General features: G+C 72.1%; 14 protein-coding genes. 11 read left to right on the forward strand and 3 right to left on the reverse strand.

Annotated elements, in window-relative coordinates; translation table 11 throughout:
* Positions 1 to 49: 49 nt before the first annotated feature.
* Complete coding sequence (pyrE, locus tag ACRB68_RS14985) at positions 50 to 586, forward strand: orotate phosphoribosyltransferase (protein WP_328594226.1); 537 nt, start codon at positions 50 to 52, stop codon at positions 584 to 586.
* A 55-nt stretch (positions 587 to 641) separates the two neighbouring features.
* Here the strand turns inward: pyrE and ACRB68_RS14990 are convergent, their stop codons facing one another.
* Together ACRB68_RS14990 and ACRB68_RS14995 are read right to left on the reverse strand one after the other, a co-directional pair.
* On the reverse strand, positions 642 to 1,034 hold the full coding sequence (locus tag ACRB68_RS14990; RefSeq protein ID WP_328594227.1) for a hypothetical protein: 393 nt from the start codon (positions 1,032 to 1,034) through the stop codon (positions 642 to 644).
* A gap of 60 nt (positions 1,035 to 1,094) precedes the next feature.
* Positions 1,095 to 1,823, reverse strand: coding sequence for a DedA family protein (locus ACRB68_RS14995; protein ID WP_328594228.1), 729 nt, complete (start codon positions 1,821 to 1,823; stop codon positions 1,095 to 1,097).
* Positions 1,824 to 2,052: 229 nt separating this feature from the next.
* On the opposite strand from ACRB68_RS14995, the gene fbaA reads away from it, so the two are divergent.
* From fbaA to ACRB68_RS15020, 5 genes are all read left to right on the forward strand, one after another.
* On the forward strand, positions 2,053 to 3,075 hold the full coding sequence (fbaA, locus tag ACRB68_RS15000) for a class II fructose-bisphosphate aldolase (protein WP_153533085.1): 1,023 nt from the start codon (positions 2,053 to 2,055) through the stop codon (positions 3,073 to 3,075).
* Between the two features lie 78 nt (positions 3,076 to 3,153).
* Positions 3,154 to 3,609, forward strand: coding sequence for a winged helix-turn-helix transcriptional regulator (locus tag ACRB68_RS15005; protein WP_328594229.1), 456 nt, complete (start codon positions 3,154 to 3,156; stop codon positions 3,607 to 3,609).
* A gap of 36 nt (positions 3,610 to 3,645) precedes the next feature.
* Positions 3,646 to 4,062, forward strand: coding sequence for a DUF3151 domain-containing protein (locus tag ACRB68_RS15010; RefSeq protein WP_153533087.1), 417 nt, complete (start codon positions 3,646 to 3,648; stop codon positions 4,060 to 4,062).
* Positions 4,063 to 4,220: 158 nt separating this feature from the next.
* Positions 4,221 to 5,504: an adenylosuccinate synthase gene (locus ACRB68_RS15015; protein ID WP_153533088.1), complete on the forward strand. Its 1,284-nt coding sequence runs from the start codon at positions 4,221 to 4,223 to the stop codon at positions 5,502 to 5,504.
* Between the two features lie 82 nt (positions 5,505 to 5,586).
* On the forward strand, positions 5,587 to 6,489 hold the full coding sequence (locus ACRB68_RS15020; protein WP_328594230.1) for a glycerophosphodiester phosphodiesterase family protein: 903 nt from the start codon (positions 5,587 to 5,589) through the stop codon (positions 6,487 to 6,489).
* Here the strand turns inward: ACRB68_RS15020 and ACRB68_RS15025 are convergent, their stop codons facing one another.
* Positions 6,490 to 7,593, reverse strand: a complete 1,104-nt coding sequence (locus tag ACRB68_RS15025; protein WP_153533089.1) for a magnesium and cobalt transport protein CorA — start codon at positions 7,591 to 7,593, stop codon at positions 6,490 to 6,492.
* A 362-nt stretch (positions 7,594 to 7,955) separates the two neighbouring features.
* Here ACRB68_RS15025 and purD point away from each other — a divergent pair, with 362 nt between their 5' ends.
* The 5 genes from purD to murA all read left to right on the forward strand — a co-directional run bounded on the left by purD (position 7,956) and on the right by murA (position 14,177).
* The gene (gene purD, locus ACRB68_RS15030; protein ID WP_328594231.1) at positions 7,956 to 9,203 is read left to right on the forward strand and encodes a phosphoribosylamine--glycine ligase; all 1,248 of its coding nucleotides are present in this window, start codon (positions 7,956 to 7,958) and stop codon (positions 9,201 to 9,203) included.
* A 43-nt stretch (positions 9,204 to 9,246) separates the two neighbouring features.
* Positions 9,247 to 10,359 carry a low temperature requirement protein A gene (locus ACRB68_RS15035; RefSeq protein WP_153533090.1) on the forward strand — a complete coding sequence of 371 codons (1,113 nt, stop codon included), beginning with the start codon at positions 9,247 to 9,249 and terminating at the stop codon, positions 10,357 to 10,359.
* Positions 10,356 to 11,666, forward strand: coding sequence for an adenylosuccinate lyase (purB, locus tag ACRB68_RS15040; RefSeq protein ID WP_328594232.1), 1,311 nt, complete (start codon positions 10,356 to 10,358; stop codon positions 11,664 to 11,666). Before ACRB68_RS15035 ends, purB begins: the two co-directional genes overlap by 4 nt.
* Before the next feature lie 128 nt (positions 11,667 to 11,794).
* A complete protein-coding gene (locus tag ACRB68_RS15045; RefSeq protein WP_153533091.1) occupies positions 11,795 to 12,574 on the forward strand; it encodes an MOSC domain-containing protein in 780 nt (259 codons plus the stop codon).
* A 316-nt stretch (positions 12,575 to 12,890) separates the two neighbouring features.
* Positions 12,891 to 14,177: a UDP-N-acetylglucosamine 1-carboxyvinyltransferase gene (gene murA, locus ACRB68_RS15050; protein WP_153534871.1), complete on the forward strand. Its 1,287-nt coding sequence runs from the start codon at positions 12,891 to 12,893 to the stop codon at positions 14,175 to 14,177.
* The last annotated feature ends 274 nt before the right edge of the window (positions 14,178 to 14,451 follow it).

A 14,451-nucleotide genomic window follows, 5' to 3' on the forward strand; every position in this document is an offset into this window, starting at 1 on the left:
GGCGGGCTCGGGTCCCCGGACACGGGGCGCGACGCGTAGGGTTCTCAGTGTGAGCGATCGTGATGACCTGCTGCAAGAGATCAAGGACAAGGCCGTCGTGCACGGCGATTTCGTGCTGTCCTCGGGGCGGCGCGCGTCCTGGTACGTGGACCTGCGCCGGGTCACGCTGGACGGCGCGGTGGCGCCCCTCGTCGGCCGGGTGATGCTGGACGAGACCGCCGACCTGGACTACGACGCCGTCGGCGGCCTGACGCTCGGCGCCGACCCGGTGGCCACCGCGATGCTGCACGCCGCGGCCGCGCGCGGCCGCAGGCTGGACGCGTTCGTGGTGCGCAAGTCCGACAAGGCGCACGGCCTGCAGCGCCGCATCGAGGGCCCGGACGTGGCGGGCCGGCGGGTGCTGGCGGTGGAGGACACCTCCACCACCGGCGGCTCGGTGCTGACCGCGGTGCAGGCGCTGCGCGCCGCGGGCGCCGAGGTCGTCGCCGTCGCGACGATCCTGGAGCGCGGCGCCGCCCCGCGGATCGCCGAAGAGGGCCTGGAGTACCGCCACCCCTACAGCGTCGCCGACCTCGGCATGGAGTGACCCTGCGCGACGGCCGGCGTCCCCCGCGCGGGGGGCGCCGGCCGTCGCGTGTGCGTCAGCGTTTGGGGACCGACCACTCGCCGCGCTGCCCGGCGGCCTTCGGCTGCTCCGTGCCGTAGACGAACACCTGGACCAGTCCGGCGTCGGTCGCCACCACGCTGAGCGGCGTGTCGTCGAACTGGCGCCCCTCGCCCGGGTTCAGCCGCCCCCGGAAGAGCACCTGGCGGTCGTTGCCGCCGGTGATGGTGACGACCGTCGGCATGTCCCCGATGTTCTTGATGAGCAGCGCGGGCTGCCCCGTCGAGGAGGGGTGGGCCGGCGCGGAGGCGCGGGTCCCCGGCGGGCCGGAGGCGCCCGGGGGGGCGGCCTCCTTGTTGGAGGTCAGCGCGTTCACCAACGCCATACCGCCGACGACGAGCAGCGCTATGACGAAAGCGACGGCGAGCACCGCGATCGCTATGCGCGCTAGACCCCTAGGGTCCGACCGATGACGTCCCACATGGGGAGGTTAGCGATAACTGTCACCGCTGAGCGACGGCCGTGACTCTTCAGGGGCATTCTTATTCGGACCGTTGCCCTTGCCGCCCCGGCCCTTGAGCACCTCGCGGATGATGGGGATCAGCGACAGGATGAGGATGACGGCCACGCCGGGCAGGATGTAGCGCTCGATGTTGGGCACCCGGGTGCCCAGGAAGTGGCCGAGCAGGAACAGCGCGTCGGTCCACAGGACCGCGCCGACGACGTTCCAGACGAAGAACTTGCGGCTGTCCATGCCGAGCATCCCGGCGAGCGGGTTCAGGAACGTCCGCACGATCGGGATGAAGCGGGCCAGCACCACGGCGCGGGCCGGGCCGAACCGGTTGAAGTAGTGCTCGGCCTTCTCCACCCACTCCTGCTTGAAGATGCGCGAGTCGGGGCGGTCGAACAGCTTGCGCCCGTACCGGGCGCCGAGCCAGTGCCCGAGCTGGGCGCCGGCGATCGCGGCGACCGGGCCGCCGATCAGCAGCCACGGCAGCGACAGCGGCTCGAACTTCTGCCCCTGGACCTCGTCCACGGCCGTCAGGATGCCCGCGGTGAACAGCAGCGAGTCGCCCGGCAGGATGCAGCCGAACAGCAGGCCGGTCTCGGCGAAGATGATGGCGAGCACGCCGATCGTCGCGAACGTGCCGAACAGCGCCAACCATGCGGTCGGATGCAGCCATTCGGTGATGTCAAGGGGAATGAGGGCGAGGTCCACGACACGAGCGTACCCGTGATGCGAAGGCGATTCCGAGAGTCCGGCCGGTCCGCTGACACCCCGAGCGGCACCCCCCGCTGGCCTGTGGCGGGAAAAACGAGATACTGGCGGAGGACGGCATGCCAGTCCCGTCCCGTGCGCCCGGGAGCCCTGACCTGGAGCAGTACGGACGGGATCGACCGCCCGGCCGGACGCCCGGCGGCACCACTGCGTACGAAAGGACTGCTCCATGCCCATCGCGACCCCTGAGGTCTACGCGGAGATGCTCGACCGTGCCAAGCGCGACGGCTTCGCCTACCCGGCGATCAACGTGACGTCCAGCCAGACGCTGAACGCCGCGCTGCGCGGGTTCGCCGAGGCCGAGAGCGACGGCATCGTGCAGGTGTCCACCGGCGGCGCCGAGTACCTGTCCGGCCAGTCGGTGAAGAACATGGTGGTCGGCTCGGTCGCGCTCGCCGAGTACGCCCGCGTGGTGGCGGCCGAGTACGACGTCAACATCGCGCTGCACACCGACCACTGCCCGAAGGACAAGCTGGACGGCTTCATGCGTCCGCTGATCAAGATCTCCCAGGAGCGGGTGGCGCGCGGCGAGCAGCCGCTGTTCCAGTCGCACATGTGGGACGGCTCGGCCGTGCCGCTGGAGGAGAACCTGCAGATCGCGGCCGAGCTGCTGGAGCAGTGCGCCAAGGCCAACATCATCATGGAGATGGAGATCGGCGTCGTCGGCGGCGAGGAGGACGGCGTCGCCAACGAGATCAACGAGAAGCTCTACACCACCATCGGCGACGCGCTGGACACCGCCAAGGCCGTCGGCGTCGGCGACAAGGGCCGCTACATCCTGGCCGCGACGTTCGGCAACGTGCACGGCGTGTACAAGCCGGGCGCGGTCAAGCTGCGGCCGGAGGTGCTGAAGGAGATCCAGGACGCGGTCGGCGCCGAGTACGGCAAGGACAAGCCGTTCGACCTGGTCTTCCACGGCGGCTCGGGCTCGTCGCTGGAGGAGATCCGCGAGGCGGTGTCCTACGGCGTGGTCAAGATGAACATCGACACCGACACCCAGTACGCCTTCACCCGCCCGGTCGCGGACCACATGCTCCGCAACTACGACGGCGTGCTGAAGATCGACGGCGAGGTCGGCAACAAGAAGCAGTACGACCCGCGGTCCTACGGCAAGGCCGCCGAGAACGGCATGGCCGCGCGCATCACCGAGGCGTGCGAGAGCCTGCAGTCGGCCGGCAAGCGCCTGAAGTAGCCCGGCACGGGAGGGCCGGGGCGGCCACCGCCCCGGCCTTTTCTGCGTTCTTGCCCCGGTACGGGGTATTTTCCGGGTGTGGCGCTACCCCGCACCTACGACTCGCAGAACTGCTCGATCGCCCGCTCCCTGGAGGTCGTCGGCGACCGCTGGACCCTGCTGGTGATCCGCTCGGCGCTGGAGGGCGTGCGCCGGTTCGACGACTACCAGGACGCGCTCGGCGTCGCCCGCAACATCCTGGCCGACCGGCTGACCCGGCTGTGCGACGAGGGCGTGCTGCGCCGCGTCCCCTACCAGGAGCGGCCGGTCCGCTACGAGTACCGGCTGACCCGCAAGGGCCTGGAGCTGTGGCCGGCGATGATGGTGCTGCTGCTGTGGGGCGACCGGCACTACGCCCCGGACGGGCCGCCGCTGATCGTCGGGCACCGCGGCTGCGCCGGCTCGCTCACCCCCGCCCTGACCTGCTCTTCCTGCGGCGCCGCCCTCGGGCCCGGCGAGGTGGAGTCGCGCCCGGGGCCGGGCGGCCGTTCCTAGAGCCCGGTTGATGCGCACGGCCCGTCCCGACTTACGATGACCCGCATGACCCAGAACCTGCTCGGCGGCCCGGCCCCGACCGAACTCCCGGACGTACCCGAGGCGCGCGAGGCGCTGGAGAACGGGGTCGACCCCGTCGAGGTCGCGGCGCGCCATCCCGAGTACCCCGGCGCGTGGGCGGCGCTGGCCGACCGCGCCTTCGCCGCGGGCAGCGTGATCGAGTCCTACGCCTACGCGCGCACCGGCTACCACCGCGGCCTGGACGCGCTGCGCCGGGCCGGCTGGAAGGGCCACGGCCCGGTGCCGTGGGAGCACGCGGCCAACCAGGGCTTCCTGCGGGCCCTGCACGCCCTCGGGCGGGCCGCGGCGGCGATCGGCGAGGACGCCGAGGCGGCGCGCTGCAAGACGTTCCTGCGCGACTCCAGCGCCACCGCGGCCGAGGTGCTCGGCTGACCTTTGCGACAACGGGTTCCAACGGCCCCACCAGCCGCTTTCGACCCGCCGAGAACGACGTGCGGTTTCTTCGGCACCCGGAGCCGGGTACGATTTGATCGCAAGAGGCCCCTTCGCGCTTGCGATCAGGGGCCTTCGTCGTGGGAAGGGAAAGTGGCATGCCTGCCATCGTTCTTGTCGGTGCCCAATGGGGAGATGAGGGCAAGGGCAAGGCCACCGACCTGCTCGGCGGCGACGTCGACTACGTCGTCCGCTACCAGGGTGGCAACAACGCCGGCCACACCGTGGTCATCGGCGACAAGTCCTACGCCCTGCACCTGCTGCCGTCGGGCATCCTGTCCGACGACGTGGTGCCGGTGATCGGCAACGGCGTGGTGATCGACCCCGCGGTGCTGCTGCAGGAGATCGACGGGCTGAACGAGCGCGGCATCGACACCGGCAAGCTGCTGATCTCGGCGAACGCGCACCTGATCATGCCCCAGCACCGGACCCTGGACAAGGTCACCGAGCGCTACCTGGGCAAGGCCCGGATCGGCACCACCGGCCGCGGCATCGGCCCGGCCTACGCCGACAAGATCAACCGGATGGGCGTGCGGGTGCAGGACCTGTTCGACCCCAACATCCTGACCCAAAAGCTGGACCTGTCGCTGCGCGAGAAGAACCAGGTCCTGACCAAGGTCTACAACCGGCGCCGGATCGAGACCGGCCCGATCGTCCAGGAGTACCTGGCCTACGGCGAGCGGCTGAAGCCCTACGTCGCCGACACCACGCTGGTGCTGAACAACGCCCTGGACGAGGGCAAGGTCGTCCTGCTGGAGGGCGCGCAGGGCACGCTGCTGGACATCGACCACGGCACCTACCCGTTCGTCACCTCCTCCAGCCCGACCGCGGGCGGCGCCTGCGCCGGCTCCGGCGTCGGCCCCACCAAGATCACCCGGGTGATCGGCATCCTGAAGGCCTACACCACCCGCGTCGGCTCGGGCCCGTTCCCGACCGAGCTGCTGGACGAGCAGGGCGAGTTCCTGCGCAAGACCGGCGGCGAGTACGGCGTCACCACCGGCCGCGACCGCCGCTGCGGCTGGTTCGACGCGGTCATCGCCCGCTACGCCAGCCGCGTCAACGGCATCACCGACTACTTCCTCACCAAGCTCGACGTCCTGTCGGGCCTGGAGCGGATCCCGGTGTGCGTCGCCTACGAGATCGACGGCGTCCGGCACGAGGAGATGCCCGCCTCGCAGACCGGGTTCCACCACGCCCAGCCCGTCCTGGAGTACCTGGACGGCTGGCAGGAGGACATCACCGGCGCCAAGACCTTCGACGACCTGCCGAAGAACGCGCAGGCGTACGTGCGGGCGCTGGAGGAGATGTCGGGCGCGCAGATCTCGGCGATCGGCGTCGGCCCGGGCCGCGACCAGACGCTGTCGCTGCGCCCGCTCGTCTGACCCCGCGCGCTTGAGGTGACGTTCTCTGCGACATCACCGGTAGTCCACCGGTGATTCGGCCGCAGCCGATAGCGTGCCCGTCGTGACTTCCTTCGGGGGGACCGTCGAACTGCACGGTCATCGGGGGGCGCGCGGGCTGCGGCCCGAGAACACGCTGCCCGGATTCGCGCACGCCGTGGAGATCGGCGTGCACGCGGTCGAGCTGGACGTGGGCCTGACCGCCGACGGCGTCGTGGTCCTCAACCACGACCAGGTGCTGTCGGCGGCCAACCTCGCCGACACCGGCCCGGCAACGCCGGACGACCCGCTCTACCCCTACGTGGGGCGGGCGATCGGCGAGCTGACGCTGGCGCAGGTCCGCACGGTGGACGCCGGGTCGCGTCCGCCGGCGGCGTTCGCGGCGACGCAGCGGCCCGCGCCGGGCACGCCGCCGCCGACGCTGGCCGAGGCGTGCGCGCTGCTCGGGGCGGCGGGCGTCGACCTGGCCGTGGAGCTGAAGACCGACCCGGGCTGGCCGGTCGCCGCCGTCGCGGAGTTCACCGCCGCCGTCGCCGGCGTGCTGGACGGCGCGGGCCTCACCGGCCGGGCGCGGCTGCTGGCGTTCGACTGGCGGGTGCTGGTCGCGGCCCGCGCGTGCGCGCCGGGCCTCGGCCGGGTCGCGCTGGCCGAGCGCAAGACGCTCGCCCCGGGCACCGCCTGGCTCGCCGGCCTGCCGCCGGAGGCGCCCGCCGAGGCCGCCCTGGCGATCGGCGCGACCGCGCTGTCCCCCGAACGCCACCTGGTGACGCCCGAGCTGGTGCTGACGGCGCAGGCGCTCGGCCTGCCCGTCGCGGTGTGGACGGTCAACGACCCCGGCGAGATGGCCGCCCTGGTCGACCTCGGGGTCGACGCGATCGTCACCGACTACCCGGACCGCCTGCGCGCGGTGCTGTCGGAGTACGGCCTGCCGCTCCCCGCGCCCGTCCGCGTCCCGGCCTTCAGCTGATCACAGCCAGCCGTTGCGGCGGAAGCCGCGGTGCAGGGCCAGGCAGGAGAGCGCGATGATCACCAGGACCATCGGGTAGCCGTAGTCCCAGCGCAGCTCGGGCATCTTGTCGAAGTTCATCCCGTAGATCCCGGCGATCGCGGTCGGCACCATGAAGATGGCGCCCCAGGCCGAGATCTTGCGCATGTCCTGGTTGTCGGCGACGGTCACCTGCGTCATGTGCGCCTGCAGGATCGGGTTCAGCAGCTCGTCGTAGGACTCCACCTGCTCGCGGACGCGGGTCAGGTGGTCCTCCACGTCGCGCAGGTACTCCTTGATGTCGTCGGGGACGAACCGGCGGCCGGTCAGGTTGCGCAGTGGCCCGGCGAGCGGCCCGACGGCCCGCTTCAGCTGGATGACCTCGCGCTTCAGCCGGTAGATGCGGCGGGCCTCGTCGGTGCGCTCGGGCGAGAACACCGCCTCCTCGACCTCGTCGATGTCCTCCTGGACGGCGTCGGCGACGCACACGTACCCGTCCACCACCCGGTCGGCGATGGCGTGCAGCACCGCGGTCGGGCCGAGGGCGAGGCGCTCGGGGTGGCGCTCCAGCTGGCCGCGGACCGAGCCGAGCTCGCCGTGCGCGCCGTGCCGGACCGTCACCACGAAGTCGGGGCCGCAGAACACCATGATCTCGCCGGTCTCCACCACCTCGGACTCGGCCGGGTCGTGCGCCACGTAGCCGACGGTCTTCATCACGAAGAAGTTGACGTCGTCGTAGCGTTCCAGCTTGGGCCGCTGGTGGGCGTGGATGGCGTCCTCCACGGCCAGCTCGTGCAGGCCGAACACCTCGGCCAGCTCGTGCAGCTCGGCGGCGGACGGCTCGTGCAGCCCGACCCAGACGAAGCCGGCGCTCTCCTCGGCCGACGGGGCGAGCCGCCCGTCGCGGACGAGGCGGACGGCGTCGGCGACCGAGTCGGTACAGACCCGGTGGCCGTCGATGTAGGCGGCCCAGTCGATCACCGCGGTGCTGCGCCGCGCCGCCTGCACGGGGACCGGGTGCAGCCGGTTGCGCGTCTTGAACAGGGACATCGTCGCGCGGCCCGGGAGGACTCGGGTCATGGCCATGAGGTGCTCCTAACCTCCGGCCGTCAACGCGCGTCAGCGCGCTCGACCCCGGCGGCTAGCGAGGGGAGCGCGCGAAGCGGGAGGAGGCCGGACGCCGTCGAAGGGCGGTCGGTCGTACAGTCCGGCTCGGACTGTGAGGGTTCTCCGGCGAACAGCACGTATCGCCAGGACTCATCCCGACCACCTCCCTTCGCGTCAGGGCACGGGGCATCGCCTGCGGCGAGCGTTCCGCAGCCTACCAGCCGACATATAAGACGCCCGGGACATCGCCGAAGTTCACCCGGGCGCGCTGTGAGCCGCGCCGCATCCGCGCGGGCACTCCCCGCGTGGCGCCGGCGGCGGGCCCACTAAGCTCCCTCTACGTGCGAGTACTCGTCCTTGGATCGGGTGGCCGCGAGCATGCGCTCGCCCGCGCCCTGCACCGTGACCCTGCCGTCTCCGCGCTCCACTGCGGGCCCGGCAACCCCGGCACCGCCCAGATCGCGGTCAACCACCAGATCGACCCGGCCGACCCGACGGCGGTGGTGGAGCTGGCCGAGCGGCTCGCGATCGACCTCGTCGTCGTCGGGCCCGAGGTGGTGCTGATGGCGGGCGCCGGGGACGCGCTGCGCGCCGCCGGGATCGCCTGCTTCGGTCCCGACCGCGAGGCCGCCCGGATCGAGGGCTCCAAGGCGTTCGCCAAGGAGATCATGCAGGCGGCGGGCGTGCCGACCGCGACCGCGCGCGTCTGCGAGACGCCCGAGCAGGTCGACGCGGCACTGGAGGAGTTCGGCGCCCCCTACGTGGTCAAGGACGACGGCCTGGCCGCCGGCAAGGGCGTCGTGGTGACCGACGACCGCGCCGAGGCCGCCGCGCACGCCGCGGCCTGCGGGCGCGTGGTGATCGAGGAGTACCTGGACGGCCCCGAGGTGTCGCTGTTCGCGCTCTGCGACGGCGAGCACGCGGTGCCGCTGCTGCCCGCGCAGGACTTCAAGCGCGCCTACGACGGCGACGAGGGCCCCAACACCGGCGGCATGGGCGCCTACACGCCGCTGCGGTGGGCCCCGCCCGGCCTGGTCGAGGAGGTCATGGCGAGCGTCGTGCAGCCCGCCGTGGACGAGCTGCGCCGCCGCGAGCTGCCGTACGTGGGCGTGCTGTACGCCGGGCTCGCGCTGACGTCGCGGGGCGTGCGGGTGGTGGAGTTCAACGCCCGCTTCGGCGACCCCGAGACGCAGGTCGTGCTGGACCGCCTCGCCACGCCGCTCGCCGGGCTGCTGCACGCGTGCGCCGTCGGCGGCCTGGACCCGGCGTTCCGGCCGGCCTGGCACGACGGCGCGGCGGTGACCGTGGTCGTGGCGGCGGAGGGCTACCCGGCGGCGCCGGTGAAGGGCGACGTCATCGAGGGCCTGGACGAGGCGGCGCAGGTGCCGGACGCGTACGTGCTGCACGCCGGGACCGCGCTCGACGCCGAGGGGCGCCTGGTCTCCAGCGGCGGCCGGGTGCTGAGCGTGGTCGGCACCGGCGCGGACCTGGCGGCGGCGCGGACGGCGGCGTACGAGGCCGCCGGCCGGATCAGGCTGCGCGGCTCGCACCACCGCTCCGACATCGCGCTGAAGGCGGCCACCCGGTAGAGGTCTTGGCAGGCGGGGGGCGTTGATTACATAATTACCCGCCATGACCGCCCCCCGTGGGGCCGAAGAGGTCTACGGCGTCACCACGCTGGAGCTGTTCTTCGACCTCGTCTTCGTCTTCGCCATCACCCAGCTGACCGCCGTGCTCGTGCACGACCTCGGCCCCCGCTCGCTGCTGCAGGTCGTGCTGATGTTCGGCGTGCTGTGGTGGATGTACGGCGGGTACGCCTGGCTCACCAACACCCTGGCCCCGACGACGACGGCCCGGCGCCTGATCATCCTGACCGGGATGGCCGGGTTCTTCCTCGTCGCGCTGGCCACGCCGACCGCCTTCTCCGGCGGCGGCGTGCTGTGGGGCCTCGGCTACCTGCTCCTGGTCCTCGCGCACGCCGCGCTGTACGTGCGGAGCAACCCGCAGATCCTGCGGGTGCTGCCGGGCAACCTGCTCGCCGCGGTCCTGATCATCGCGGCCGGGGTGCTGGACCACGGCACGCCCGTCTACGTCCTCTGGGCGCTCGCGCTGGTGGTGCCGATCGCGCAGCCCTACCTCGTCCCGGCGGGCGGCCGGTTCCGCATCCAGGCCGCGCACATCGTCGAGCGGCACGGGCTGCTGGTGATGATCACCCTGGGCGAGTCGATCATCGCGGTGGGGGCGGGCGCCGGCGGCGCGGACCTGGACGCCGGGCTGGTCGCGGCGGTGCTGCTCGGCCTCGCCCTCGCCGCCGGGGTGTGGTGGACCTACTTCACCGGCGACGACGAGCGCGCCGAGGAGGCGCTGACCGGCGCGGACGAGACCGCCCGGACGCAGATGACCATGTTCGGGTACTTCTACGCGCACATCCCGCTGCTCGTCGGGATCATCGTGCTGGCGGCCGGGCTGAAGAAGGCCGTCGGGCACGCCTGGGGCCACCTGACCGCCGCGCAGGCCCTCGCGCTCGGCGGCGGCCTCGCGCTCTACCTGCTCGGCGACGCGCTGTTCCGGCGCACCGTGCGCATCGGCCCGTCCAGGATCAGGATCGCCGCCGCCGCGGCCGCGCTCGCCGCCGTCCCGGCCGGCCTGTGGCTGGCCGCCGCCGAGCTCGCGCTGCTCCTCGCGGTGATCGTCGCGGCCCTGGTCGCCGAGCACGGCCGGCGGCCTGGGAGAATCGAGGCGTGATCGAACGCTACACACTCCCGGAGATGGGCCGCGTCTGGTCCGACGCGCACAAATACGAGCTGTGGTGCCAGGTGGAGACCCTGGTGGTCGAGGCCCACGCCGAGGCGGGCACCATCCCGGCCGAGGTCGTGGAGCCCGTCCGCAAGGCCCCGCCGCCCACGCCCGAGGCGGTGCACGCGATCGAGGCGGTCACCCAGCACGACGTGATCGCGTTCCTGTCGGCCTGGGCCGACAACACCGAGCCCCGCGAGGCGGCCCGGTACGTGCACTTCGGCATGACCTCCTCGGACCTGCTGGACACCGCGCTCGCCCTGCAGCTGGTCGAGGCCACCGACATCCTGCTCGCCAAGGCCGACGCCCTCGTGGCGACGCTGCGCGACCACGCCCTGGAGCACAGCGCCACCCTGCGCGTCGGCCGCACCCACGGCATCCACGGCGAACCCGACGTGTGGGGGCACCGCGTCGCCGACTTCGCGTTCGCGATGGCCCGCTCCCGCGACCGGCTGCGCCGCGCCCGCGAGGCCGTCGGCGTCATGGCCATCTCCGGCGCCGTCGGCACCTACTCCAACATCGACCCCGCGATCGAGGCGCACGTCGCCCGCCGGCTCGGCCTGAAGACCGCCGAGGTGTCCACCCAGGTCGTCATCCGCGACGGCATCAGCGAGTGGACGTCCGCCCTGGCCATCATGGCGACGGTGTGCGAGGCGATCGCGCTGGAGGTCCGGCACGGCCAGCGCACCGAGGTCCGCGAGCTGTGGGAGCCGTTCGGCAAGGGCCAGAAGGGCTCCTCGGCCATGCCGCACAAGAAGAACCCCATCATCTCCGAGCGGCTCGCCGGGATGGCGCGGATCGTGCGGGCGCAGATCGTCCCGGTCATGGAGGGCATCCCGCTCTGGCACGAGCGCGACATCTCCCACTCCTCCACCGAGCGGATCGCGCTGCCGGACGCCTCCATCGCGCTCGACTACATGCTGAACCTGACCGGCCGCCTCATGTCGGGCCTGGTGGTGGACACCGACCGGATGACCGCCAACCTGGAGTCCACCGGCGGCCTCATCTACACCTCCACCGTGCTGCTGGAACTGGTCGAGGCCGGCATGTCCCGCGACGACGAGGCCTACCCGCTGGTCCAGAAGGCCGCCATGGACACCTGGGAGACCGGCGTCCCCTTCCGCGAGACGCTGCGCAAGCACGCGGGCGAGGCGGGGCTGACGCTGGACGAGGCGCGGCTGGACGAGGTCTGCCGGCCGGAGCGGTTCGTGGTGCGGCTGGCGCCGATGTTCCAGAAGCTGGCTGCGCTCGTGTGACCTGTGGGGCGCCCCCCGCACCCCGGACCCCTTCGGGGTGAACCGCGGGCCCGGAGTCTTTCGTCAGGGGCTCTCGGGCTCTTTAAGGTGGGGGTCTGTGGTTTCTGGTTGGTGGGGAGTGTCCCAGTATGGCGATCTTGACCGCGTTGAACGTCTATCCGCTCAAGAGCGCCGGGGGCACTCCCCTGCTCGGTGCCGAGCTCGGCCCGGCCGGGCTCCGGTTCGACCGGGAGTTCATGCTCGTCACGCCGAAGGGGCGGTTCCTGTCCCAGCGGGAGATCGCGGCGATGGCGCTGCTGCGGCCCTCCTACGACGGCGCGGCGCTGACCGTCGGGTTCGGCGGCGCTGAGCCGCTCGTGCACGCCCCCGTCGCGGGCGGGCCGGTACTGGAGGTGTCGGTGCACCGGAACCCCTGTCAGGGGGTCGATCAGGGCGATGCGGCCGCAGCGTGGTTCGGGCGGATGCTGGACACCGAGTGCCGGCTGGTGCGCTTCACCGGGCACCGGGCGACGTCGCGGGGCGGCGGCGAGGTGAGGTTCGCCGACGGGTACCCGCTGCTGGTGATCTCCGAGGAGTCGCTGGAGGACCTGAACGGGCGGCTGGAGGACCCGCTGCCGATGGACCGGTTCCGGCCGAGCCTGGTCGTGCGCGGCCTCGGCCCGTTCGGGGAGGACAAGGTGCGGCGGCTGCGCGTCGGCGCGGCCGAGATCGAGCTGGTCAAGGCGTGCGCCCGGTGCGTGATCACCACGACCGACCAGGCCACCGCCGCGCGCGGCCGCGAGCCGCTGCGCACGCTCGCGACCTACCGCACCATCGACAAGGGCATCATGTTCGGGCAGAACGCGGTGCCGCGGGTGACCGGCACGCTGCGCGCCGGCGACGACGTCGAGGTGCTGGAGTACGCCTGACGGCCGGGCGGTTTGCCCTTTGTTGACCCAGTCCGGACCCGGCACCACTGGACTGGGGCGAATCCGGCGGGCAACCTCGTTTCCGGCGGGGAAGTGCGAACTTTTCCCGCCGTGCCGCCATCAAAATGATCAGACTGTTCCGGACAGCGCGCGCCGGACACCCCATCGCCCACCCGATGGTTTACTGGGGACGCGTTCGGCTCGCCGGGATCATCCGGTGCGTTCGCGGCCCTGGTCACCGCCGTTTCCGGCCGGACGGGCACTCGCGTACCCGCATCACACATCCGCAGCTTCGAAGGAGTCAGACGGCATGAGCATGGGCCACGATGTCCGCTATCGCGTGCGAGGCGGACGGCGGCTGCACGGCACCGTCTTCATCCAGGGCGCCAAGAACGCCGTCCTGCCCATGATCGGCGCCTCGCTGATGGCGAGCAAGGGCCGCACGGTGCTGCGCAACGTCCCGATCATCGAGGACGTGCGCCGCGCGGTGGAGCTCGCCCGGGCCATCGGCGCCAAGGCCGAGCTGCACGAGGCCGAGCGCACCCTGGTGATCGACGCCTCCAGCCTGTCCAGCCCGGTGCTGCCCGCCGAGATCGCCGCCCGCTTCCGCGGCTCGTTCCTGTTCGTGCCGGCGCTGCTGCACCGGCTCGGCGAGGCCGTCATCGAGGGCGTCGGCGGCTGCAACCTCGGCAGCCGCAACCTGGACTTCCACTACAACGGCTTCAAGCGGATGGGCGCCACCGTCACCGAGCAGGTGGCCGACAACGGCGACGGCACGATCCACATCAAGGCCGGCGACCTGCGCGGCGGCACGCTGTACTGCGACACCCCCTCGCACACCGGCACCGAGAACCTGATCATGGCGGCGGCGCTGGCCCAGGGCACCACGCTGATCAAGAACGCGGCGCTGGAGCCCGAGGTGCTGGACAACATCGCGTTCCTGCAGGCGATGGGCGCCCGGATCAGCGGCGGCGGCACCGGGTTCGTCACCGTCGAGGGCGTGGACGAGCTGACCGCCGTCGAGCACACCGTGATGCCCGACCGGATCGACGCGGGCGTGTTCGTCATGGCCGCCGCGATCACCGGCGGCGAGCTCAGCCTGGTCGGCGCCAACCTCGAGCACCTCGGCGTGGCCGCCGACAAGCTGGAGCAGATGGGCGTGGAGTTCCACCAGCAGGGCGCGGTGCTGCAGGTCCGGCGGGACCGCCCGCTGCGGCCGATCAACGTCATCACCGACGAGTACCCCGGCTTCGCCACCGACCTGCAGTCGCCGATCATGGCGCTGTCGTGCCTGGCCGACGGCCCGTCCTACATCTACGAGCGGATCTTCGACGGCCGGTTCAAGCTGGCCGACGAGCTCGGCAAGATGGGCGCCGACATCGAGGTCGACGGCAACCGCGCCAAGGTCAACGGCGCCGTCCGGCTGACCGGCGCCGAGGTGGAGGCGCACGACCTGCGCTGCGGCAGCGCGCTGGTGCTGGCCGGCCTGGCCGCCGAGGGCGAGACGACGATCACCTCGGCGTACTACCTGGACCGCGGCCACGCGCACACCGCCGAGCGGCTCTCCCAGCTCGGCGCCGACATCGTGCGCGAGGCCGACTAGGCCCGGTGACCGAACGCCCTTCACACCGCCGCTGACAGAAGCGGTCAAGGTGAAAAATCACCGGCCGGGGGCGCCGGCCGCGCCGCCGCGCCGGATCCCTCGTTCTGCTTGCCGCTTCTGATCGTTTCGGTCCGGTTCCGGCCGCCGTGTGAACCGAACGCCCGTCCCGGGGGTCTTCTGAGAGCGCAACCGCGCCACAGGAGGCCCCTTCCGGTGTTTTCGGGTCTTGTTTTTCAACTTCGGACGACCCAAGATGCAGGATCAAGGCTGGCCG

This window comes from Actinomadura macrotermitis, assembly GCF_009604375.1.
GTDB lineage: Bacteria > Actinomycetota > Actinomycetes > Streptosporangiales > Streptosporangiaceae > Spirillospora > Spirillospora macrotermitis.

Coding starts and splice junctions, on each gene's coding strand:
- ACRB68_RS15010 (WP_153533087.1), top strand. CDS start 3,646: ATGACCCGCATGACCCAGAACCTGCTCGGCGGCCCGGCCCCGACCGAA.
- ACRB68_RS15015 (WP_153533088.1), top strand. CDS start 4,221: ATGCCTGCCATCGTTCTTGTCGGTGCCCAATGGGGAGATGAGGGCAAG.
- fbaA (WP_153533085.1), top strand. CDS start 2,053: ATGCCCATCGCGACCCCTGAGGTCTACGCGGAGATGCTCGACCGTGCC.
- ACRB68_RS15035 (WP_153533090.1), top strand. CDS start 9,247: ATGACCGCCCCCCGTGGGGCCGAAGAGGTCTACGGCGTCACCACGCTG.
- ACRB68_RS15025 (WP_153533089.1), bottom strand. CDS start 7,593: ATGGCCATGACCCGAGTCCTCCCGGGCCGCGCGACGATGTCCCTGTTC.
- ACRB68_RS15045 (WP_153533091.1), top strand. CDS start 11,795: ATGGCGATCTTGACCGCGTTGAACGTCTATCCGCTCAAGAGCGCCGGG.
- murA (WP_153534871.1), top strand. CDS start 12,891: ATGGGCCACGATGTCCGCTATCGCGTGCGAGGCGGACGGCGGCTGCAC.